Consider the following 21164-nt stretch of genomic DNA (forward strand, 5'->3'; position numbering starts at 1 on the left):
GCGAGCGACGACTACGACCTGCGCTTTTTCGAATGCCAGGTGGCGAAGCAAAATCCCGGCGCGCAACAGTCGCTGATGACGCTGACCGAGGTCGGGCATCTGGCGGGCTACTCCGATATCGGACGCACTGAGGTCGAGCCGCTGCCGGCCGATCCGGATTTCAAGACCACCGGTATCTGGTCGCGCGCCGCGGCGTATCCGACTCTCGCGCCCGCCGAAGATCGGGGCAGCGGCGCAATCCTGTATCGCTACTGGGATTCGATGAAGGCCGACGACACTTGGGCATTCCTGGCCGGAACGCGGCGGGTGCGCCGAGTGAACGAAGTGCTTTTGAGTTCCTCGCCAGGCCTCTCGACCTGGGACGCGGATCACTCCGGCGGATTTGGCGCGAAGCCGCAGGAGTACTATTTCAAATATCTCGGCGACAAGAACATGCTCGCATGCGTACATGCGCAGAACTCGCCGGCGCATCCGTGCGCGACGGACGGCGGCGCGACCTCATGCACCGACGATTGGGAGATGCGCCATCTCTACGCGGTCGAAGTGACGCCGCGTCCCGAGAGAATCCAGGGCGTGCTGCAGTCGAAGACGATCGTGTACGTCGACGGCGAGGGCTGGTTCAATCCTTACGTCGATAGTTACGATCAGAAGGGCGAGTTGTGGAAGACGCAGATTTATCTGAATACGTATCGCGACCGCCCGGTGCCTGACGCCAAGATTGCCGTCTATCCGTTCAAGCGCGAGTTCATCGTCGCCGCCTCGAGCATCGACGTGCAATCCGGAGTTTCGACGACCTGCTACCTGCCCGGCCCCGACACGCCCGAGCGCGAATGCTGGTACATCAACATGGGAGCGGTGGACAAGAGTTTCTTCACCACCGAGGCGCTGACTAAAGCGGGCCACTGAAAAGCCACACTCTTGTGCGTTGCCTTCCGTGATTCTTCGCTGCGCTCTGAATGACAAGAGCGACCGCGCTGGTTTTTGTGTCATTCAGAGCGCAGCGAAGAATCCCGCGCGCGCAAGCGCGTCTGCCTCCGTTGACCTTAGCTGCTACTTGATCGCCAGCGCGTTCGGCGGCGAGCCTACTCCGCCCGGGATGTTGAGCGGCGCTGACGTCAGGAAAAAATCGAAATCTCCATCGGCGGCGCAATCTTCCGCGAGCGCCTCGAGATTCCACATCTCGCCTATCGGCATCCCAAAGAACGCGAGCATGTGGAAATGCAGAAACTCCATTTCGTGTCCGGCGGTTTTCGGCAACGCTTCGAGCGCCGGCGAATCCGACGCGACCGCCGCCAGGTGATTGTCCCACAGCCAGCGTGCAGTCCGCTCGCTGCCTTCGATTCCCGGCACGACGGTCTCCTTCGCCAGCTCCGCCTTAATCTCCGCGCTCGCCGACAGGTAAAACTTCGTCCATCCGATACGAATCAGCAGGATGTCGCCGGTCTGCAGCGCGACGCCCTCATCTTCGAGCGTAGCCTGCACGTCCGCGAGCGGAATCGATTCGGCCCTGGTGAAGTTGATCGACTTGCCGATGCGATCGTAGTACCGCGCCACGTCGGCCAGCACTCCGCGCCCCGCGATTCCGCGCCGCGCCAGGTTGTCGATCCCCAGCCTCATCCCGCCGCGCCCGGTGATCTCCTTGTCGGGAATCCCGTTGTACGCGCCGTACATCGGATGCTTCACGTGCGCGAGCGCGTCCCATTGCGACGACGCCTGCGGATAGAAGTTGTCCAGGAAGTCGTCGAGCACGAAATCGGCGCCCGGGAAAATCTTGACGGTGTGCGAATGCTTGCCGCGCGTGAACAGCGGCGGGTCGGGGATGTTGATCGGCAGATTCAGCGCGAACACTTTGCCCGAGCGAATCGACGACGCTGCCGCAACCACGCGCTCTGGAGTCAGCAGGTTGATCGTGCCGACTTCGTCGTCGTTGCCGAACACGCCCCAAGCCGCGCCCGCCGGCGCGCCTGCCCGCACCGGCAGCTCGTCGTAGCCGGGGAGCTTTGGCGAATGGGTCATGGCGTTCCTCACGGCGCGCGTCGCCCTGGCCGCAACCTCACCGACTTTTCGCACCGCTGCGCGCTCCATCCGCCCGGCCGCGCTCTCGATATCGACGGTTGCGCGGGTGGCGGCCGTCACGATCTCAGCAACCGTGTCTGCAATAGGCCTCGCGGGTTTCTTCGGCGCTGGCTTCGCAGCCTTGACCGCGACCGCGCGCTTGACGACCTTGGATGCGGCCTTTTTTCCCTTGACCGCTTTGGGAGCGACTTTGCGGGCCTTCGGCGCCGCTTTCATTGTTTTCTTTTTGGGCTTGGCCATGGACGGATCCTCCTGAATCGCTCGAGCGCGACCGCATCTTCTCTTAACAGACCGCCCGCCAATGGCAAGTCCGCCGTTTGCGACCCTCAAATTCCTTTGATTCAGCCTTGAGACCGCATACCCGCGATGGTACTGTAAGCGATTGCTCCTTGCTCCAACCTGGGGCTGAAATCCGTAAGGAGGACTTAGCAAGCGCATGCGGCGCTACGAAACTATCTTTATTCTCCGCCCTGATTCGGGCGACCCCCAAATCAAGGAAGCCATCAAACGCTACGAAGGGATCATCGCGGCCGGCGCCGGCGAGATGATCGAAACCGAGGAGTGGGGCCCGCGCGAGCTCGCCTACAAGATAAAGGGCGAGCGCCGCGGCTTCTACGTTCGTCTCGACTACGTTTCGCCGGGTCCCGTGATGAACGAGGTCGAGCGCAATTTGCGCATCTCCGACACTGTCCTGCGCTACCTGTCTGTCCTCGTGGACGACAACGCCGACGTGGCCAAGGCGCGCGAGGAACTCGAAGCGCGCAACCGCCGTATCGCGGAGGCCAAGGCAGCGCAGGAAGCGCGCGCAGCCGCTCTGATGGCCTCGCGCGAGGAACGCGTCGAGGAAGCGCCCGACGCTCCCGAAGAAATAATGGAAGCAGCGGTCGAGGAAATCGCCGGGCCCGAAGGTGACAGGGAACCGGATTGAGATCGACGGCCGGCTGCTCGGTCAGCCCCAAGTTCGCATCACTCCCGCCGGCACGCCCGTCCTCCGCTTCACCGTCGAATGCGGCACGCCCGGCGAGGAACTAAGACTTGGGATCGTGATGACGGGTGAAGCGGCGCTGACCGCAGAAAAGGTCCTGGAGCTGGGTCGGCAGGTTAAGGTGATCGGAAGAATGAGAGCATTGAAGGGCAGCTTTAAGACCGACGCCGGATTCGAAGTTGTCGCTGCGTCGATCGAGCCGACCGAACCGGAATAAATCGAATAGAACAACCGAAGAAAAAGGACTCTAAATGGCTGACGAGGAAAGATCGGAAAGAGGCGGCGACCGGCCGCGCGAGGGCGGCGGCGGACGCTACGGCGGCCCACGTCCCGAGGGCGGCGATCGCGGCGAAGGCCGCGGCGGTGAGGGTCGCGGCGGCGGAATGCGTCGCGGACGCCCGGGCGGGCGGCGCAAAGTGTGCCGCTTCTGCGCCGACAAGACGCTCAAGGTCGATTACAAAGACGTGCGCACGCTCGGCAGCTTCATCACCGAGGGCGGCAAGATAGTCCCGAGCCGAACCTCTGGCAATTGCGCCAAGCATCAGCGCCAACTTGCCGTCGCGATCAAGCGCGCGCGCGTGCTCGCGCTGCTGCCGTTCTCGACGCTCGGTGTATAGCCCGGCTTGATCCAGTGACGCGCAAAGCTGTTATTGGGATGGTTCGTGCGGCTGCGTTGGCGGGGGCATTCTTCCTCGCCGGCGGCGCGATACCATTGCTCGGCGGGATTCTGATGATGCTCGCGCCCGCGCCGATTATCGTCTATGCGGTCGGGCGTCCCAGTCCCAACCTCCGAGCGACTATCGCGGTCCTGCTCGCGACCGCATTCGTGACGATCCTCGCGGGAATGTACGGCGGCCTCGGCTACTTCGTGTCATTCGGCCTCGCGACCGCGATCGCATGCTATATGCTCGAGCGCCGCTTCTCCTTTGAAACGATCACTGCGGTCGGCGCGGGCGCGATGGTGGCGGCGTCGGTCGTCGCCGCGCTCGTCGTGATTGGCGGTCCCGACGCGCTCATCAAAACCGTCCACGACGAACTTGCGCTGGGGATGGCGCGCGGGCAGGACTTCTACAAGCTTCTCGGCATTCAACAGACGATTCCGGCCGACACGCAGGCGAGCGTCATCTCGCTCACGATGCGTTTGTCGCCGGCGTTCGCGATGCTGGTCGCCGCGAGCACGATGCTGCTCAACCTGCGCGTGTTCTGGCGATGGGCCGGGCCGCAGCGGCTGGCATACAACCTGTTTGGCGATCTTTCGCGATGGTCGGCGAAGGAATGGCTGGTGTGGTTGTTGCTCGCGAGCGGGTTCGGGCTGTTCATTCCGGTTCCGGCGGTAAGCGACATCGCGCTCAACGGCTTCATCTGTATTGCGGCCGTATATTTTTGCCAGGGACTTGCGATTGTCGGATTCTATTTCCAGTCGTTTTCGGTCCCGTCGATCGTACGCGGCATCATCTATTTTGTCGTATTCGCGCAACCGGTGGTGGCTGCGCTCGTGTGTATCGCGGGCGTCTTCGATATGTGGATCGACTTCCGGCGGCTCAAGCCCCCCAGCCCGGAAGCGAACAACCTGGGCGATTTCTTCTAGATGCGGGGCGGAAACACTTCGGTCAAGACAACGAGGCGGCAAAGACGATGAACGTGCAAGTCATACTCAACGAGGATCTTCCCAACTTGGGAAGGACCGGCGACGTGGTCAAGGTCCGCGCCGGCTACGCGCGCAACTACCTGTTGCCGCGCAAGCTCGCGGTCGAGGCGGATCAGAAAAATCTCCGCGCCTTCGAGCATCAGAAGCGCACCGCCGCGCGCCGGCGCGAGATCAAGCGGACAGACGCGCTCTCGGTCAAGGCGAAAATCGAAGCGCTCGCGCTGACGATCAACGCCCGCGCCGGCGAGGAAGGCAAACTCTTCGGCTCCGTCACCAACATCGATCTCGAGCGCGCGCTGCGCGAGAACGGTCTCGATATCGAACGGCGCAAAATTCACCTGCCCGAGCCAATCAAGCAGCTCGGAGATTTCACGGTGCCGGTCAAGCTCGATTCCGAGGTTGAGGCCAGCTTGAAGATTACCGTCGCGGCGCAAGCCGAATGAGGACTTGCCCGATATGATCAAACTCTACGACTTCGTTTCCTGCCCCTACGGCCAGAAGGTCCGCATCGTCCTGGCCGAGAAAGCCCTGACCTACGACCTGGTCCCGGTCGATTTGACCCAGCACGAAAATCGCAAACCCGAATTCCTGCGGCTGAATCCCTTCGGACGCGTGCCGGTGCTGGTCGACGACGACACGACGATTTACGACTCGACCATCATCAATGAGTATCTCGAGGACGAATATCCCGAGCCGCCGGTGCTGCCGCCGGTCGGCTCGAGTGCGATGCGCTCGCGGGCGCGGCTGTTCGAGGATTTCGCCGACACGTCGTTCACGCCGCCGGTCGGCCAGCTGATCGCCGAGGTCTCAAAGCCCGAGGGCGACCGCGACCAGGCTCGCGTTCAGCGCCTCCATCAGTCAGTCGAGCGCGTGCTCGACTACCTGAACCACGAATTGCAGGGCAACAATTTTCTCGCCGGCGAGTTCTCAGTCGCCGACATCGGCTTCGCGCCGCGGATGCTGATACTGAACGAAATAGGAATCGACGTGCTGGGCAACAACCGCAACAACATCGACGCCTGGATCAAGCGGATGATGGAGCGCCCGAGCATCCGCAACCTGCAAGGCATCGCCGCCGTGCCGGTAGCCGGCGGCTGATAGCTAATCCTCCTCAAATCTTGCTCAAAAAAACGCGCGCGCCGTCCAGTTTCCCGGACGGCGCGCGCGTAATGATAGGTCTGCGGATCTAGTGACGGACTGCCAAGCTTAGACGATCTGCAGCCGTGTTAATAGCGGGAGTCCGCTCCCTCGTCGTCTTCGCTGCGCGTCGGGCCCACCCCGGTCGGGCGGAACAGCAGCTTGGCCGCGAACAGCTTTTCGCTGATGCGTCCCTGCGATTTCAGTTGGCCACCGTGCCGCTTGCAGTGGGGACATGCCATCGAGCCGCTGAGCAGGCTCGCGTTTTCGGGCGTTATTCTAAGATCGAACTTGAACCCGCAGCCGGGATTCTGACAAATCGTGCGGTAAACTATTCCCTGGCTACCGGTCGTTCTGGATTCATGTCTGTTAGCCGCGGTTTGCATTTTTTCCATCCTCCTCCATCGCGAGAGGTTACTTGCGCCCATAAATATCGATCCTTAGCAACTTAGACGAAAGAACTTGAAAGAAGTTTCAAGCAAATCGCGTGCCTTGCGTAACATTTGGCTGCAAGATGCAAAATCGAGTAAAATCAAGCTAAATTCGCTGTGCCGGAGCCTCCCTCGTATGTCAGACTCTTGCCACTACCCGGAAATTCCTGCGGTATTTGCTACAATCCAGCGATATCACTAGTGAAAAAAGCCGCTTATCAGCGCCCGATCGACAGGCTTCCGATGATACCGCGAGACACCTATACTTGGCGGGCCGATTTTGCCGAGGCAAGCCGCATAATGACGATTCGAGTCCGTTTGCTCAAATGAGAACACTGGCGTTAGTGATGGCCGGAGGGCAGGGCACCCGGCTCCATCCGCTGACCCGAGATCGCGCCAAGCCGGCCGTTCCGTTCGGCGGAAAATACCGCATCATCGACTTCGTTCTCTCCAACCTCGTCAATTCGGGCATCTACGCGATTTACGTGCTGGTGCAATGGCGCTCGCAATCGCTCATCGAACATCTCAAGGACGGATGGCAATTCGGCGGGATGCTGCCCGACCACTTCGTCATCCCAGTGCCGGCCCAGATGCGGATGGGCGAGTTGTGGTACCAAGGGACCGCGGACGCGATTTTTCAGAATCTCAATCTCATCGACGACACCAAGCCGGACCTGGTCGCGGTCTTCGGCGCTGACCACATCTATCGGATGGACATCCAGCAGATGATCGAGTTTCACATCGAGCGCAAGGCGGCGGTCACGGTCGCGACGCTGCCGGTGCCCGTCGACGAGGCGAATCAGTTCGGGATTGTGCAGGTCGACTCGGGGCTGCGCGTCGCGGGCTTCGTCGAGAAGCCCGACAATCCGCCGCAGATGCCCGGCGCGCCGGGGCGCTCGCTGGCCTCGATGGGCAACTACCTGTTTAGTCCCGAAGTGCTGCGCGAGGCGGTGATCGAAGATTCGATTCGCGAAGACAGCAATCACGATTTCGGCCGCGATCTGATTCCGGCGTTGATCAACCGGGTGCCGGTTTACGCGTACAATTTCATGACCAATCGCATTCGCGGCGACTCCGAGGTCAATCTCAGCTACTGGCGCGACGTCGGGACGATCGATACGTACTACGAGGCCAACATGGACCTGCGCGACGCGCGCCCGCATCTGAACCTGTACAATGCGTACTGGCCGCTGCGCACCGCGTACTACGATCAGCCGCCGGCGAAATTTGTGTTCGACGAGAACGGGCGGCGAGGGCTGGCGCTGCATTCGGTGATCGGCGAGGGATGCATCGTGTCGGGCGGCGCGATTCGCAACTCGGTGCTCGGACGCTCGGTGTTCGTGCATTCGTACAGCCTGGTCGAGGATTCGGTCATCATGGACTACGTGGAAATCGGGCGGCACGCGAAAATTCGCCGCGCGATTATCGACAAGAATGTTTATGTTCCCGAGGGCGAAGAGATAGGATACGACCTCGAGCGCGATCGGCAGCGATTTTTCGTCACCGATTCGGGTTTGGTCGTGATTCCCAAAGGCCCCAAGCGCGAACGCTCGGTACTCTAAATGGCACTAGCTTCTCCGTCAGCAAGTCCCAAGCTCGCTCCCCGCGAATCGCAAGATTTGACCGGCGAGGTGTTGAGGCGCAGCGCCGCTCCGGCCGGCTCGGCTGACGGCGCGCCGGAGAAATCGGATTTTCCGCTCTCGCGTGGAGCCCCGAAAAGTACACGCCTGCAGCTCGGCCTCAAGGACTCGCTCATTTTCTGGATGCTGGCCGCCGCGCTGCACGCGCTCAGCCTCCTGCCCGACTTCATCCTCTACAAATTGGGAATCGCCTGCGGTTTGATCTTCCATCGCTTCGACTACCGTCACCGGCGAATCGGAATCCGCAATCTCGAAATCGCGTTCCCCGAAAAGAGCGCCGCGGAGCGGGAGCGCATCCTGCGCGCGTCATACATCAACCTCGGTCGCACCGGCGCCGAGTACGCTCGCCTGGGCGGATTCTTCTATCGCCGCCTGGCGCGCCGCATCACCTACAATCGGCTCGACGTCTGGAACAGTGTCACGCCGAAGTATCCCGGCAAGGGCGCGCTCGTCCTGACTGCGCACTTCGGCGGTTTCGAGTTGCTGCCCGCGGGCCACGCGCTGCACGGCTTCCAGATTGGTCTGGTCCATCACACCCAGCGCTTCCTTGCGGGCGACGACCTGGTGTCATTCATCCGCGAGCGTGCAGGCGTGCAGATAATTCGCAAGCACACCGCGGCGCGCGAGATGCTCCGCTCGCTCAAGCGCGGCGAGATCATCGGCATCCCGCTCGATCAGAATGCGAAGCGCTCCGAGGCCATCTGGGTGCCATTCTTCGGCGAACTGGCCGCAACGCCGAGCGGTTTCGATCGCCTCGCCATCATGGCCGGCGCGCCGGTCATCCCCGTCTTCATCGTGCGTCAGCCCGACGGCATCAGCCACGTGATAGAAATCTTCGAAGAAATCCCCCAACAGCGAACCGGCGACCGCAACGCCGACGCGCTGGTGAACACCGCCCGCTACCAGAAAGCTATCGAAGAGATGGTCCGGAAATACCCCGAGCAATGGCTCTGGACCCACCGCCGCTACCGCACCCGCCCAGTAAGAGGCACCCCGTCCCTGTACGACTAGGGAAGCTGTGCGTAACGATCGGGCGGTGTTGTGCGTAACCAACGCCTGGTGCGATTGAGGAGGGAAAGATATGGAGCAGTCGGTACAGCGAAGAAAGAATCTCGACGGAAGCTCCGGCGTTCGTCGTCGCCCGTGCTCGCTACGCGACGCGGCGCATTAGTTCGAGGATGTCGTAGCCGGTGATCTCGCGGCTCTTTGCGGACCAGTCGCGAAGCTCCGTGTCGGACACCATTCCCGCCTGCGCACCCTTTGCGAGATCCATCAGGCCGATTTTGATCGTCGCCTCGTCGATCATCTCGCCGGATTTAGGATCGGCCATCGAGCCGCCGCCCTTCTCGTGGTAGAGCTTGATAACGCGGCGCGCTTCCTCGACCTGATCGACGCTCGGCGTGTAGCACGAGTTGGCGATCTCCGCCTGCTGCGGATGTATGACCCAGGTGCCGTCCATTCCGAGGTTCGCGGCGCCGACGTTCTTCTCGCGCAGCCCGTCTTGCAGTTCCTTGACGCGCTCGGGCGAGTCGGTGTTGCGCCACAGGCGCAGATAGACGTTGTCGATCGCGTGGAGCCCGGCGGCCTTCGCCGCGACCACCACCGCCTGCTTCGAATAGTGAAAATTCTGGTTCTGATTCTCGACGATCTCGCGGATGCCTAGATTCGCGGCATAGTCTGCGATGCCGAACACCAGCCCGCACATCCGATCTGACGCGGTCGCGATTTCGTACGCCTTGATCAACGCATGCGGCGTCTCGATCAGCGACTCGATCTGAATCTTGTACTTCCACCCGCCGCGCTTTTCGAGATCATCGAGCAGCTTTGACACCTCTCGAATTTCCTCGGGGCCGCGCGTCTTCGGCAGCATGATCCCGTGGAAGCGATTTGGCGCGCCGAGCACGATCGCCTCCATGTCGCCCTTGAAAAACTTTGAATGGATATTGTTCGGTCGCACGGTGACGACCTTCTTGCCGAAGTCGAGCGTGTTGAGCGCCTCGACCATCACCTTGCGGCTCTTATCGCCCTTGAACTCGTATGGGCACGCGTCCTCAAAGTCCGCCATCACGTGATCGACCGGCGCCTTCACCGCGTCGGCCGCCGTGACGTGCAACTTCATGTTGTGACCGGGGTAGGTCATCTCGGTGCGCGGAATCACGAAGCGTGTGCCTTTGTCCAATACGTACATTGATGGATTTCTCCCGCTGATTTTTCTGAGTGGCGCGTCAGGCCGGCAGGTAATGAGTCTTGCGCTTGATCAAAACGGTGCGCTCGATTTCAACGATGACAGTACCGTCGGGTTTCTTGCCTATCAATTTGAACTTCACGAGTCCCGCGTCCGGCCGGTCGGCGTCGCGCTTTTCGAGCACGGTGGACTCGGCGTAAATCGTGTCGCCGTGAAAGACTGGGTTGGTATGCTTGCCGTTGTCCATCTCGACTTCGGCAATCGCGTTCTCGCTGGTGTCCTCAGACGCGAGCCCGACCGTGAACGCCAGCACGACGCCGCCGTACACCAGCAGCTTGCCGCCGACGTACGCGCCGGGATTCTTGTCGATCAAATCCTGGTTGAAGTGCAGCTCCGCCGTGTTCATCACCAGCGAAGTGAAGTTGTGATTGTCGGCCTCGGTGATCGTGCGGCCGCGCTGATGGACGAGCGTGTCGCCGACCGTGAAATCCTCGAAGTAGCTGCCGTCGCTGGTGATGCTCACGTCAGTCCTGCTCCATGATACGCCGGCCGATCACTTCGTACTGAATTTCACTGGTGCCCTCGAAGATTGACAGCACGCGCGCGTCGCGCCAGAAGCGCTGCGCCTCGAACTCCATCGAGTAGCCGTAGCCGCCATGCACTTGCATCGCCTCGCGCGTTACCCGCTCGGCCATCTCGGCGGCAAACGCCTTCGCAAGTCCGGCCTCGTAGTCGCAGCGCTTGCCGGTATCTTTCTCGGCGGCGGCGAAGTAGCAAAGCTGGCGCGCCGCTTCGATCTCGACGGCCATGTGCGCGAGCTTGTGCCTGATCACCTGGAAGTCGCCGATCGGCTGGCCGAACTGCTTGCGGTCCTTCGCGTACTTGACCGCACATTCGAACGCCGCCTGCGCCACACCGACTCCGCGCGCCGCCGTCTGGATTCGCGCCGCCTCGTAACTCGCCATCAACTGGTAAAAACCGCGCCCTTCCTGTCCGCCAATCAGGTTCGCCTTGGGCGCGAATGCGTCGTCGAACTGCAGCGCGTAACTACGCATCCCGTGGTAGCCGATGGTAGGAATCGGCGAGCCGGTCAACTGCGGCGGCATAAAGTCGTCGCCCGGCTTCTTCTCGAACAGGATCAGCGACAGCCCCTTGTGCTTCTTCGACATGTCGGGATCGGTGCGCGTCATGACGGTGAGCATGTGCGCGCGATTGGCGAACGTACACCACATCTTCGAGCCCTTGATCAGGTAGCCGTCGCCATCCTTCACCGCGTGCGTTTTGAACGACGCCGTGTCGCTGCCCGAATCGGGCTCGGTGAACGCCGCCGCGGTCAGAATCTCGCCGCGCGCGATCGGCGGCAGGAATTTCTTTTTCTGCTCGGGCGTGCCGTTGGCGCTGATCAGAGTGCCGGTGATGATGTTGCGCGTCATCACGGAGCCGACGCTGAGCCATCCGCGCGACAACTCCTCGGTGACAATCGCCATCGAGATGTAGTCGAGCCCCATGCCGCCTTCTTCGGCCGGAAAAATCACGCCGAAGTAGCCGAGATCGGCCATCTGCTTGAGGATGCGCTCGGGGATTTCCTTGTTCTGCCGATCGAGATCGTTGGCAATCGGCTTGACCTCGGCCTCGACAAATTCGCGGACCGAGCGCCGGATAAATTCATGCTCAGGCGTAACTAGCGGCATCGTGTGCTCCTAAGCGGGAGGATTGCGCTTGCGAATCAGGACCGGCCGCTCGTACTCGAGCACCTTTTCGCAGCGTTGATTGTAGCCGGTGGTGCGGAACTTGACGACGCCGCGATCGGGCCGCGAGGTGTCGCGCTTGGAGAGTACGAGCGACTCCGACGTGATCGTGTCGCCCGGATAGACCGTCTCGTGCCATTTCATTTTTTCGTAGCCGAGATGCGCGATCGCGCGTTCGCTGAGATCCTCGACCGAAAGCCCGAACACCACGTTCATCACCAGCATGTGATTGACGACGACGTTCTTGTAGCCGAGCGACTGCGCATACTCGCGATTGAAGTAGCTCGGGTTGAAGTTCATCGTGACGCTGGAGAAAAAGCTGTTGTCGCCTTCGGTGATCGTGCGACCCCAATGATGCTTGAAAAGATGGCCGACCTCGAAGTCCTCGAAGTAGTGGCCACGCTCGATTTTGCGCACCGCCATATGGGTCAGGCTGCCTTGCTTCCTATTTTCGTAGAATCGCGAAAAGTCCTGAGGCCGAATCCGTTTTTTATGGAATTAAGGGTTGCGCGTCAACCAAGTGCCGCCGCGCCGATCCCCCGTTCCCTAACGTCCAGTAGCTTAGTATTGTCAAATCGGCGGCAAACAGGTACCTAATTCCGGCGCGCAATGCCGCAGCTTGAAACCAGAACTGGAGCCAACCGGGACCGCTCGCCACAGAGCATCGCGCCGGTGGTAACCATATAAATGAGTCAAAAGGAAATTTACGAGATCGGACAGGTGCCTCCAATCGGGCACGTGCCGAAACAGATGTTCGCGCAGGTGATCCGTGCCGACCGGTTCGGCGAACCCAAGCACGCATTCAAGATTGAGAAAATCGCAGTTCCGGAAATTCGCGCCGACGAAGTACTCGTCTACGTGATGGCGGCGGGCGTCAATTTCAACAACGTGTGGGCTGCACTCGGCTTGCCGGTGGACGTGATCGGCGCGCGCCAGAAAGCGAAATACGATCATTCGGATTTTCATATCGGCGGCAGCGACGCGTCGGGAATCGTCTATGCGACCGGGCATGACGTGCACAACGTCAAGGTCGGCGACCGCGTCGTGATTCATTGTGGCGTATGGGATCGCAACTCGCCTGCGGTCCGCGCCGGCGACGATCCGATGTACGACCCGTCGTTCAAAATCTGGGGTTACGAAACCAACTGGGGCAGCTTCGCGCAGTTCGCGCGCGTGCAGGCGCATCAGTGCATGCCCAAGGCGTCGCACCTGACGTGGGAAGAGGCCGCGGGCCCCACGCTGGTGGGAGCGACTGCGTACCGGATGCTGATGGGATGGGCGCCGCACGTCGTGCGCCGTGGCGATGTCGTGCTGATTTGGGGCGCGTCAGGCGGCCTCGGATGCATGGCGATTCAGATCGTGAAGGCCGAAGGCGGAATTCCTGTCGGCATCGTCGGCGACGATCGCAAGATCGATTTCTGCATGAAGCTCGGCGCCAGGGGCTGCATCAACCGGAAAAAATATTTGCACTGGGGCATGATGCCTCATTGGAAGGAAACCGCGAGCTACAACAAGTGGGCCGCGGAATGCCGTGCGTTCGGCAAAGCGATTTGGGACATCGTCGGCGAGCGGAAAAATCCGCGCATCGTATTCGAGCATCCCGGCGAAGATACGATTCCCACTTCGGTGTTCGTCTGCGACACCGGCGGGATGGTCGTGATTTGCGCGGGCACCACGGGCTACAACGCGGTCGCGGACTTGCGCTACCTGTGGATGCGGCAGAAGCGCTTGCAGGGCTCGCACTTCGCCAACGACGAACAGGCGTACGCGTTCAATCAACTCGTACTCGACGGCAGGATCGATCCATGTCTCGCCAAGACTTTTAAGTTCGAAGAGATTCCAGAATGCCACCAGGCGATGCATGAAAATCGCGCTCCCGAAGGCAAGATGGTCGCGCTCGTCGGCGCGCCGAAGGCTGGATTGAAAGATCTACCGTTATAACTTCGGGCTCGCGCCCCAGCTACGCGACGATTCGGTACACCACGAACGCATACGCCGCCACCGTCGGATAGAACGTCGTGGCAAAGCCGAACGCGCGCGCGGGGCCCGAGCGATGGTACCCGACCCAGAACGTCACGCGTCCGATCACGAACAGCATCACCAGTACGGCGACGGCGCGGATCGACTGGGGCGCGACAATCGTGACGAGCGCCAGATGCGCCACAATCGCAAGCACCAATTGCTCCAGCGTGTTCTGCAGATAGCGTTGGTCGCTCTCGATTGACGGCGAGGGACCGCCGCCGATCGCGTCGGGAATGAAGAACCGCCGGTTTGCGATTTTCGCGACACCTGCGAGCAGACACAGCGCCGCAAACACCTCGCACTTGAGCGCATACGCCAGCCGCCACGACGTCTCGATACCGCTGGGCGGCGTCGGGCCAATGTCCGTCAGCCGGAAAACCACCTCGAAGAACGTCGCGCTGAACACGACGGCGGCGGCCATCCCGCTGAGCACTTTTTTCTGATCGTTCGACATATCGGCCTCCGCGGTTCATGCTGGATATTCGACTCAATTACAATCATTGTCGATCATGGCTTCGGTTGCAGCGCTCGAATCTCACCTGCGCAACATAGTCGAAGGCGAAGTGCGCTTCGACGTGGGCACTCGCGCGGCCTACGCCACCGACGCGTCGAACTATCGGCAAGTGCCGGTGGGCGTCGTGATTCCGCGGCACGAAGGCGACGTGATTGCGGCGCTTTCTATCGCGCGCGAGAACTCGATGCCGATTCTCGCGCGCGGCGGCGGCACCAGCCTCGCCGGCCAGGCGTGCAACGCAGCGCTCGTGCTCGACTTCTCGAAGTACATGAATCGAGTGCTCGCGATCGAGCCGGACGCGCGTGTCGCTCATGTCGAACCCGGCGTTGTCCAGAGCCATCTCAACTCTGCGCTCGCGCCGCACGGCCTGTTCTTCGCGCCGGATCCATCGACGAAAGATCGATGCACCGTCGGCGGGATGATCGGCAACAACTCATGCGGCGCGCATTCGGCGGCCTACGGCAAGACGGTCGATAACGTCGAGGCGCTGGAGGTCATCCTTTACGACGGAACGCAACTTTCGCTGATGGGCTCGATCGACGACGTCCAGCTTGGCGCGGCCATCGCGCGCGGCGGCCGCGAAGGCCAGCTCTACTCGCGGCTGCGCGAGCTGTGCGATCAGAGCGCAGATTCGGTGCGCGCTCATTTCCCGAAGCTCCCGCGGCGCGTCTCGGGATACAACCTCGACGAGCTGATGCCGGAGCGCGGCTTCAACGTTGCGCGCGCAATCGTCGGCTCGGAGGGCACGCTAGCCACAATTCTGCGCGTGACGATTCGAGCGGTGCCGCGCCCGAATGAACTGGCGCTCGCCGTGCTCGGATTCGACGATGTGTTTACCGCGGCGGATCAAACGCCGTGGCTGCTGGCGCATCGCCCGGAAGCGCTGGAGGGCTTCGACCAGGATCTCGCCGAGTTCGCGCGCATCAAGGAGATGCCGGGGGTGCGGTTTCTGCCCGCGGGGCGCGCTTTTCTGCTGGTCGAGCTGGGCGGCTCGTCGAGCGACGAAGCGCGCGAGCGTGCGGAACGCGTTATCGCCGAGGCGCGCGGACTCCGCGAATGCACCGGGACTGCGTATATCGAAGACGCGCGGGAGCAGGCCGCGGTCTGGCAGATTCGCGAGTCGGGACTGGGCTCGAGCGCGTTCATCCCGGGCCGCCCGCGCAGTTGGCCCGGCGCCGAAGATTTCGCCGTGCCGCCCGCGAATCTCGGCGCGTTTCTGCGCGGCTTCGATCGCATCCTCAGCAGCCGCAACCTCAAGGTCGCGACCTACTACGGGCATTTCGGCGAAGGATGCGTCCATGCGCGCGTCAATTTCGACCTGGCGAGCGCAGCCGGAATCCAGACGTTCCGCGCGGCGATGGTCGAGCTTGCCGAACTCGTCGCGAATCTGGGCGGCTCACTCTCGGGCGAGCATGGTGATGGGCTGGCGCGCTCCGAGCTGCTGCCGATGATGTTTCGGCCTGAGCTGATCGACGCATTCCGCGATTTCAAGCGGATCTTCGATCCCGATTCGATGATGAATCCCGGAGCGATCGTTGATCCGCATCCGCTGGACTCGCATCTGAAGCTGGGCGCGAACTATCGATCCCGCGAAATCGCAACGCACTTCAACTTCACAGCCGAAGGCGGACTCGCGGGCGCGGCGCTCAAGTGCGTCGGGATCGGAAAGTGCCGCAAGACCGAGGCGGGCACGATGTGCCCGTCGTACATGGCGACGCGCGAGGAGCTCCATTCGACGCGCGGGCGCGCGCGAATCCTGTTCGAGGCTTTGACCACCGACCTGCTGCCCGACGGTTTCGCTGATCCTGCCGTGCGCGACGCGCTGGATTTGTGCCTGTCGTGCAAAGGGTGCAAGAGCGAATGCCCATCGTCGGTGGATATGGCGGCATACTGCGCGGAATTTTTTGCGAACTACTATCGGAGTCATCGGCGTCCGCTATCGTCCGCGTTCTTCGGCAGATTGAAAGAAGTCGCGCGGCTAGCGTCGTACGCGCCGTCGCTCGCCAACGCGCTGTCGCACGCGCCGATTTTGGGCGATGTCGCGAAGAAGGCGCTGGCGATTCATCCGGACCGCGAATTGCCACGTTTCGCGCGGCGGACCTTTCGCTCTTGGTTCGAGCGCAGGACGGCTCCCGGAGCGAGCATGCGCGAAGTCGTGCTGTTTCCCGACACCTTCAACAACTTCCTCGAACCGCACGTCGCAATCGCCGCGGTCGAAGTGCTGGAACGGGCTGGATTTCGCGTGATCGTTCCACGCCACGAGCTGTGCTGCGGCCGTCCGCTCTATGATCAAGGCATGCTCGAACGCGCGAAGGCGCGGCTGCGCGACGTGATGGAAGAATTGGATCCTTTCGTCGCTGTCGGTATTCCGATCGTCGGGCTGGAGCCGAGCTGTATCCTGACTTTTCGCGACGAGTTGCCGTCGCTCTTTTCAGAAGATCCCCGCGCCAAAGCGCTCGCATCAAATTCGTTTCTGCTCGACGAGTTCCTCGTACGTGAAGCTCCCGACTTCGCGCCACCTGCGCTTGGCCGGCGAACGTTCGTGCAAGGGCACTGTCATCAGAAGGCTCTTGCGGGAATCGGCGGCGAGGTCGCGTTGCTATCGCGCGCCGCGGGCGCGGCGCTCGAAGTGCTCGACGCGGGATGTTGCGGGATGGCGGGCGCGTTCGGCTACGACCGCGAGCATTTCGAGGTGTCGAAGGCGATCGGCGCGCGCGTTTTGTTTCCGGCAATCGACAAGGCGCCGCCCGACGCGATCATTGTCGCGGACGGTTTCTCGTGCCGCTCGCAGATTCGGCATTTCTGTCCGTCGCACACGCCGATGCATCTGGCGGAAGTGCTGAACCTAGTGACGAGCGACCGGTAGGCGAAACGGCGGCGGCTGCGATAGTCTCGTCGGACTGAGGAGTTCAGAAAGATGCGACTTGGAATCACGATCCCGTTCGACCCGTTCAACGGCACTCATTTCCCCGAGCTGGTGCGCACCGCGGATCGATGCGGCTACACCGACGCGTGGTCGTACGAGTCGTTCTCGACCGACGCGTTTGCGCCGATCGCCGCGGCGGCGATGCTGAGCGAAAAGATGCGCTTCGGCTGCGCGATAATCCCGGTCTTCACGCGGCCAGCGGCGCTGATTGCGATGTCGGCGGTCACCGTCAACGAGCTCGCGGGCGGCCGGTTTATCTTAGGCCTGGGAATCTCGACGCCCAATATCGTCGAGAATTGGATGGGCGTGCCGTTTCACAAGCCGGTGACGCAGATGCGCGAGACGGTCGAAGCGTTGCGCGCAATTTTCCGCGGCGAGAAGGTCACGATGGCGGGCGCGAAGGTCAGGATAAACGGCTTCCGGCTCGACGCGCCGATTACGCATCCGCCGAAAATTTATATCGGTGCACAGGGCGCCAAGATGCTGCGGTTGGCGGGTGAGCTGGGCGACGGCGTGATCGTCAACTTCATCACGCCCGAGACGATGGCGCCGATGCTCGACAACACGCGTGACGGGATGCGCGCGGCGGGCAAGGAACCCGCCGATCTCGACGTCGTGTGCAGAATAATCTGCGCCGTGGACGAAGACGAAGACGTCGCGCGCACGCTGTTCCGCCGATCTCTGACGGCCTACGTGACGGTGCCGCAATACAACAAGTTCTTTCGCGAGATCGGCTACGACAAGGAGGCGACAACAGCGATCGACGCGTGGAATGCGGGCGATCGCAAGAAAGCGCTCGAGACGATTCCCGACGAGATGGTCGAGAAGATTTTCGTGTTCGGCACGGCGGAGAAATGCCGGCGGCGGCTGGACGATTACGCGCGCGCGGGGATTACGACCACGGCGCTGCAGTTTTCGTCGTTCGCGAGAACCCCGGAAGAACGCCGGGCGAAAGTGCTGAGAGCGATCGAGCGGCTGGCGGCTGTGTAAAAAAGAACGCGCCCCGCCGGGAGGGGACGGGGCGCGCTTTGCGACCAGCGAACGCGCGGGAGGAGCGCGTTCGCTGATTTGTTTTTACTGGTTACCGGATGAATTGCTGAAGCAGCGGAGCCAGCATCGAGGTTCCGCCGTAAGGCTGGCCGTATGCACCGTTGTAGCCGCCATTGTATCCGCCGTAGTTACTGTAGGCAGGCGCTCCACCGTATCCACCGAGTCCGCCGAGCAGTCCGCCTGCCACGGGCGCGCCAGTTGCGCAGCCGCTGCGGAAGGCCCACTGATTCTGACGGAGCAAGTCGTAGGCAGCCGCCGGATGGCCGGTGTTCCGGTCTTTATAGTAGTTGGTCACGACGCTCTGCGCTCGTCGGCAGGGATTTCCGCCACCATAACCCCCTCCATAACCTGAATACACAGGAGCCACGTATGCAGGAGCCACGTATGCCGGGGCCGCATAGACAGGAGCCCCGGAGTTACCGTAACCGTAGTTCCGGTAGGCGTTTGCGTTGGCCAACGCGCGCTCTTCACGCCAGTTGCGGCGGGCGTTCGGCGCCAGCCCTGTCATCCAGGTAGCCCTCGCGCCGTTGCTGAACTCGTGCCGGGTCACGGCCGCCGGCGCCACGTAATGCGTTGACGAAGCGACCCGCGCCGCATGCGAATTGTCGTAGCGGTTGTGATCCTTGGCGGCGGCAGTAAGCGGTGTCGCGACCATCGCGAGACCAACCAGCACCGCCATCAGATTTAGTTTGGATTTCATTGTTGGATACCTCTGCCTCAGTGAGAGAGCATTAAGGATGCCATCGAGTCGTTCGGAGAAATTTCTTCAGCGCACATGGTCTTCACAACCAATGATACGCAATCGAGGGCCGTTGGTTGCACCAATTTGAAAATAAAAAAACGAAAAACGTCAACGGAGAGAACAGGTTAACGCATATTCAGGTTTGGGCGGCATGGAATAAACGAACGTTCATACGGGAGCCGTCGGACCAAGGTCGAGCGGCTGGAAAATAAATAAACCTTCAGCAGCGAGCCAGTGAAAAAGTGAAACGTGAAAAGCGAGATCAGACAAAGGTGCGGCGCGCGAGATAGTACATAAGGGCGCCGACGATCGCGTAGGCGGCGATTCCCTCGAACAGCGTCTCGCCGCTGGTGACGACTGCGACGCCGACGACCAAGACGGTTCCAACCACGGCGACGACCTGCTCGATTCGTTTCTCGCGTGTGCGGACCCGCGCCACATGCTTATTGATGCGCGCGCCGCAGGTGGGGCACACGCCGCCGCGCTTGACGACGAGGTCGGCGACGCATTCGGGACATTCGATTTTGGTTCGCAGGGGCATCGCGGAATTTGGAATGACAGATGCAGTAAAAACGCTATGAGGTGCGGCCTCGGTTCGCAAGCCGCCGTCCGCCATGGAATAGAGAGCAACGCGACGAGCCGCGCGCGGTACCATCAGAGATGCTCGGGGAGATCGTGCGGGGGATCGCGCTGGGGCTGTCGGCGACGCGGGCGGAAGCGCGGGCGTAGCAGCGCCCTCAGTTATAGGTCAAAGAAAGCGGAGCGCGTGTCGAAGACACGTGCTCCGCTTTTGATTGTGCTCTTGTGGCTATGCGCGCGCTTTGCGCAGCTTGCGCGCGGACGCGCGCTTGGCGATGCGCACGCGCTCCGGGCGGCGCTTGACGCTCGCCGCCGCTTTGCCCGCGACCTTCGTCGCGGGCTTCTGAATCGCGGCCGCCGGCGCGGCCGCAACAGCAGGCGCTGCTACCGCAGCCGCTCCCGCAGGCTGTATCGCAGCCTCGGCCGCCGCGCGCTCGGCCTCGAGCACCAGCGTCGCGCGCCGCTGCGCGATCGCGTCGAGCCGCTTCTCCTTCCACCTGCGCAGCCCGCCCCGCATATACTCGGGATTGATGTCGAGCATGTCGCAGACGTTGTCGAACGAGAAGACCCAGCGCTTGTCTTCGTGCGCGATCCATTCGTCGGCCTCGCGGAACAATCGCTGGCCTTTGCTGGTCGACGCGTCGATGCATTTCATGAAGCATTCGATCGCGTCCTCGAGCACGCTCAGGATGAGCCGTTTTTCGCCCTCGAGCAGATGCTTCTTGCGCATCGCCTCGAAGTATTGAATGGGCAAAAGGGTGTCGGGCTCGAACAGCCCCGGCAATCTCTCGTCCAGTGTTTCCTTTTCCTGCATCTTCTCTCCGTTATCCGCCTTCAGTGTCGTGCTGCGTGCTTCTTCCACCGCCCCACCTCCCCGTAGTTTTTGACGTAGCCACCTCTACGCCTATTCAGAGTCGTCTTCGTTCTGTTCCTTGTATATTTCGTGCCATGCCATCTGGATGGCTTCTAATTTTGCTTCGGTTGAGCCTTCGCGGTTGTCGTCAAATTCGTCGAGATCGATTACCCATTGACGGAGATCAGTGAAGCGCGCGTCGAGCGGGTCCAGTCCCGGATGATTTTCCGCGAGTACTTCCGCGATCTCTTCGGCCTGATCCCACTTCAGTCCCATTGCTAAAGTACGTCCCCGCTCTGACTCCCGTTGCAGTTATCTTGCTAGGAAAGTTCCTCGACTGATTTCTTCTCGAGCGCCAGTTTTATGGCCGCGTCCATTATCCGCTCCGCAAACGGAGTGGTTACCTCGTTCAATTCTTCGACGAGTTTTGCGATTAGTTCTCGATCGGTTCCCGTTCGGGCCGCCTCCAGCCGCTCCACCACTTCATCCATGCGCGCGCGCTCGCCGGCAGTTACCAGCCGGCCGTATTCGCCGAGCTGCTTTCGAAGTGCGCCCAGGATTTGATCGGCGTCGTTTCGCGCCGAAATCAGCAGGCGCTCTTCGAGGTCCTGCTCCCCAAGGTCGATGG

General features: G+C 61.6%; 24 protein-coding genes. 12 read left to right on the top strand and 12 right to left on the bottom strand.

Features of this window, described 5'->3' with window-relative positions; genetic code table 11:
- On the top strand, positions 1 to 906 hold a 906-nt coding region (locus VJX68_RS15850), incomplete at its 5' end, for a DUF1329 domain-containing protein (RefSeq protein ID WP_324096689.1).
- Between the two features lie 144 nt (positions 907 to 1050).
- On the opposite strand, the gene VJX68_RS15855 is transcribed toward VJX68_RS15850, so the two are convergent.
- Positions 1051 to 2316 (bottom strand): cyclase family protein, encoded by a 1266-nt coding sequence (locus VJX68_RS15855; RefSeq protein WP_324096690.1) that lies wholly within the window; start codon positions 2314 to 2316, stop codon positions 1051 to 1053.
- A 196-nt stretch (positions 2317 to 2512) separates the two neighbouring features.
- Here VJX68_RS15855 and rpsF point away from each other — a divergent pair, with 196 nt between their 5' ends.
- Genes rpsF through VJX68_RS15885 form a run of 6 tightly spaced genes read left to right on the top strand, consistent with a single transcriptional unit; the run spans position 2513 to position 5807 of the window.
- The gene (gene rpsF, locus VJX68_RS15860) at positions 2513 to 3004 is read left to right on the top strand and encodes a 30S ribosomal protein S6 (RefSeq protein WP_324096691.1); all 492 of its coding nucleotides are present in this window, start codon (positions 2513 to 2515) and stop codon (positions 3002 to 3004) included.
- Entirely contained in the window at positions 2985 to 3278 is a 294-nt protein-coding gene (locus tag VJX68_RS15865) for a single-stranded DNA-binding protein (RefSeq protein WP_324096692.1), read from the top strand. The genes rpsF and VJX68_RS15865 overlap by 20 nt, the downstream gene beginning before the upstream one ends.
- A 34-nt stretch (positions 3279 to 3312) precedes the next feature.
- On the top strand, positions 3313 to 3678 hold the full coding sequence (gene rpsR / locus VJX68_RS19175; protein WP_349255928.1) for a 30S ribosomal protein S18: 366 nt from the start codon (positions 3313 to 3315) through the stop codon (positions 3676 to 3678).
- 14 nt (positions 3679 to 3692) lie between these two features.
- Entirely contained in the window at positions 3693 to 4649 is a 957-nt protein-coding gene (locus VJX68_RS15875; protein WP_324096693.1) for a DUF2232 domain-containing protein, read from the top strand.
- A 53-nt stretch (positions 4650 to 4702) separates the two neighbouring features.
- On the top strand, positions 4703 to 5152 hold the full coding sequence (gene rplI / locus VJX68_RS15880; RefSeq protein WP_349255929.1) for a 50S ribosomal protein L9: 450 nt from the start codon (positions 4703 to 4705) through the stop codon (positions 5150 to 5152).
- A 13-nt stretch (positions 5153 to 5165) separates the two neighbouring features.
- Positions 5166 to 5807: a glutathione S-transferase family protein gene (locus VJX68_RS15885; RefSeq protein ID WP_324096695.1), complete on the top strand. Its 642-nt coding sequence runs from the start codon at positions 5166 to 5168 to the stop codon at positions 5805 to 5807.
- Between the two features lie 128 nt (positions 5808 to 5935).
- Here VJX68_RS15885 and VJX68_RS15890 read toward each other — a convergent pair whose 3' ends face one another.
- On the bottom strand, positions 5936 to 6232 hold the full coding sequence (locus VJX68_RS15890) for a hypothetical protein (protein WP_324096696.1): 297 nt from the start codon (positions 6230 to 6232) through the stop codon (positions 5936 to 5938).
- Between the two features lie 371 nt (positions 6233 to 6603).
- Between VJX68_RS15890 and glgC the strand changes: the two genes are divergently transcribed.
- Entirely contained in the window at positions 6604 to 7839 is a 1236-nt protein-coding gene (glgC, locus tag VJX68_RS15895) for a glucose-1-phosphate adenylyltransferase (RefSeq protein WP_324096697.1), read from the top strand.
- Entirely contained in the window at positions 7840 to 8928 is a 1089-nt protein-coding gene (locus VJX68_RS15900; protein WP_324096698.1) for a lysophospholipid acyltransferase family protein, read from the top strand.
- 139 nt (positions 8929 to 9067) lie between these two features.
- Here VJX68_RS15900 and VJX68_RS15905 read toward each other — a convergent pair whose 3' ends face one another.
- The 4 genes from VJX68_RS15905 to VJX68_RS15920 are packed head-to-tail and all read right to left on the bottom strand — an operon-like array spanning position 9068 to position 12273.
- On the bottom strand, positions 9068 to 10105 hold the full coding sequence (locus VJX68_RS15905) for an HpcH/HpaI aldolase/citrate lyase family protein (RefSeq protein ID WP_324096699.1): 1038 nt from the start codon (positions 10103 to 10105) through the stop codon (positions 9068 to 9070).
- 37 nt (positions 10106 to 10142) lie between these two features.
- Positions 10143 to 10625, bottom strand: coding sequence for a MaoC family dehydratase (locus tag VJX68_RS15910; RefSeq protein ID WP_324096700.1), 483 nt, complete (start codon positions 10623 to 10625; stop codon positions 10143 to 10145).
- A 1-nt stretch (position 10626) separates the two neighbouring features.
- A complete protein-coding gene (locus tag VJX68_RS15915) occupies positions 10627 to 11793 on the bottom strand; it encodes an acyl-CoA dehydrogenase family protein (RefSeq protein ID WP_324096701.1) in 1167 nt (388 codons plus the stop codon).
- Positions 11794 to 11802: 9 nt separating this feature from the next.
- A complete protein-coding gene (locus VJX68_RS15920) occupies positions 11803 to 12273 on the bottom strand; it encodes a MaoC family dehydratase (protein WP_324096702.1) in 471 nt (156 codons plus the stop codon).
- 264 nt (positions 12274 to 12537) lie between these two features.
- Here VJX68_RS15920 and ccrA point away from each other — a divergent pair, with 264 nt between their 5' ends.
- A complete protein-coding gene (gene ccrA, locus VJX68_RS15925; RefSeq protein ID WP_324096703.1) occupies positions 12538 to 13791 on the top strand; it encodes a crotonyl-CoA carboxylase/reductase in 1254 nt (417 codons plus the stop codon).
- A 19-nt stretch (positions 13792 to 13810) separates the two neighbouring features.
- Here ccrA and VJX68_RS15930 read toward each other — a convergent pair whose 3' ends face one another.
- Entirely contained in the window at positions 13811 to 14326 is a 516-nt protein-coding gene (locus VJX68_RS15930; RefSeq protein WP_324096704.1) for an MAPEG family protein, read from the bottom strand.
- Between the two features lie 55 nt (positions 14327 to 14381).
- Here VJX68_RS15930 and VJX68_RS15935 point away from each other — a divergent pair, with 55 nt between their 5' ends.
- Both VJX68_RS15935 and VJX68_RS15940 read left to right on the top strand, forming a co-directional pair.
- Entirely contained in the window at positions 14382 to 17252 is a 2871-nt protein-coding gene (locus VJX68_RS15935) for an FAD-binding and (Fe-S)-binding domain-containing protein (protein WP_324096705.1), read from the top strand.
- Positions 17253 to 17303: 51 nt separating this feature from the next.
- Entirely contained in the window at positions 17304 to 18302 is a 999-nt protein-coding gene (locus VJX68_RS15940; protein WP_324096706.1) for an LLM class F420-dependent oxidoreductase, read from the top strand.
- Between the two features lie 91 nt (positions 18303 to 18393).
- Here the strand turns inward: VJX68_RS15940 and VJX68_RS15945 are convergent, their stop codons facing one another.
- The 5 genes from VJX68_RS15945 to VJX68_RS15965 form a co-directional block, all read right to left on the bottom strand.
- Positions 18394 to 19062, bottom strand: coding sequence for a hypothetical protein (locus VJX68_RS15945; protein ID WP_324096707.1), 669 nt, complete (start codon positions 19060 to 19062; stop codon positions 18394 to 18396).
- 304 nt (positions 19063 to 19366) lie between these two features.
- Positions 19367 to 19645: a hypothetical protein gene (locus VJX68_RS15950; protein WP_324096708.1), complete on the bottom strand. Its 279-nt coding sequence runs from the start codon at positions 19643 to 19645 to the stop codon at positions 19367 to 19369.
- A gap of 267 nt (positions 19646 to 19912) precedes the next feature.
- On the bottom strand, positions 19913 to 20545 hold the full coding sequence (locus VJX68_RS15955; protein ID WP_324096709.1) for a hypothetical protein: 633 nt from the start codon (positions 20543 to 20545) through the stop codon (positions 19913 to 19915).
- A 42-nt stretch (positions 20546 to 20587) separates the two neighbouring features.
- The gene (gene iscX / locus VJX68_RS15960; protein ID WP_324096710.1) at positions 20588 to 20812 is read right to left on the bottom strand and encodes a Fe-S cluster assembly protein IscX; all 225 of its coding nucleotides are present in this window, start codon (positions 20810 to 20812) and stop codon (positions 20588 to 20590) included.
- Positions 20813 to 20856: 44 nt separating this feature from the next.
- Positions 20857 to 21164 (bottom strand): Hsp70 family protein (locus VJX68_RS15965; protein ID WP_324096711.1); only part of this gene is annotated, 308 nt, incomplete at its 5' end.

The organism is Binatus sp. (SeqCode), from assembly GCF_035272065.1.
In the GTDB taxonomy this organism is placed as follows: Bacteria; Desulfobacterota; Binatia; order Binatales; family Binataceae; genus Binatus.

Bases quoted from the DNA above. Each gene is read 5' to 3' on its own strand.
- rpsR (WP_349255928.1), top strand. From the start codon at position 3,313: ATGGCTGACGAGGAAAGATCGGAAAGAGGCGGCGACCGGCCGCGCGAG.
- glgC (WP_324096697.1), top strand. From the start codon at position 6,604: ATGAGAACACTGGCGTTAGTGATGGCCGGAGGGCAGGGCACCCGGCTC.
- VJX68_RS15915 (WP_324096701.1), bottom strand. From the start codon at position 11,793: ATGCCGCTAGTTACGCCTGAGCATGAATTTATCCGGCGCTCGGTCCGC.
- VJX68_RS15920 (WP_324096702.1), bottom strand. From the start codon at position 12,273: ATGGCGGTGCGCAAAATCGAGCGTGGCCACTACTTCGAGGACTTCGAG.
- ccrA (WP_324096703.1), top strand. From the start codon at position 12,538: ATGAGTCAAAAGGAAATTTACGAGATCGGACAGGTGCCTCCAATCGGG.
- VJX68_RS15935 (WP_324096705.1), top strand. From the start codon at position 14,382: ATGGCTTCGGTTGCAGCGCTCGAATCTCACCTGCGCAACATAGTCGAA.
- VJX68_RS15900 (WP_324096698.1), top strand. From the start codon at position 7,840: ATGGCACTAGCTTCTCCGTCAGCAAGTCCCAAGCTCGCTCCCCGCGAA.
- VJX68_RS15945 (WP_324096707.1), bottom strand. From the start codon at position 19,062: ATGAAATCCAAACTAAATCTGATGGCGGTGCTGGTTGGTCTCGCGATG.
- VJX68_RS15855 (WP_324096690.1), bottom strand. From the start codon at position 2,316: ATGGCCAAGCCCAAAAAGAAAACAATGAAAGCGGCGCCGAAGGCCCGC.
- VJX68_RS15940 (WP_324096706.1), top strand. From the start codon at position 17,304: ATGCGACTTGGAATCACGATCCCGTTCGACCCGTTCAACGGCACTCAT.
- VJX68_RS15930 (WP_324096704.1), bottom strand. From the start codon at position 14,326: ATGTCGAACGATCAGAAAAAAGTGCTCAGCGGGATGGCCGCCGCCGTC.
- VJX68_RS15950 (WP_324096708.1), bottom strand. From the start codon at position 19,645: ATGCCCCTGCGAACCAAAATCGAATGTCCCGAATGCGTCGCCGACCTC.
- iscX (WP_324096710.1), bottom strand. From the start codon at position 20,812: ATGGGACTGAAGTGGGATCAGGCCGAAGAGATCGCGGAAGTACTCGCG.
- VJX68_RS15890 (WP_324096696.1), bottom strand. From the start codon at position 6,232: ATGCAAACCGCGGCTAACAGACATGAATCCAGAACGACCGGTAGCCAG.
- VJX68_RS15905 (WP_324096699.1), bottom strand. From the start codon at position 10,105: ATGTACGTATTGGACAAAGGCACACGCTTCGTGATTCCGCGCACCGAG.
- VJX68_RS15885 (WP_324096695.1), top strand. From the start codon at position 5,166: ATGATCAAACTCTACGACTTCGTTTCCTGCCCCTACGGCCAGAAGGTC.
- rpsF (WP_324096691.1), top strand. From the start codon at position 2,513: ATGCGGCGCTACGAAACTATCTTTATTCTCCGCCCTGATTCGGGCGAC.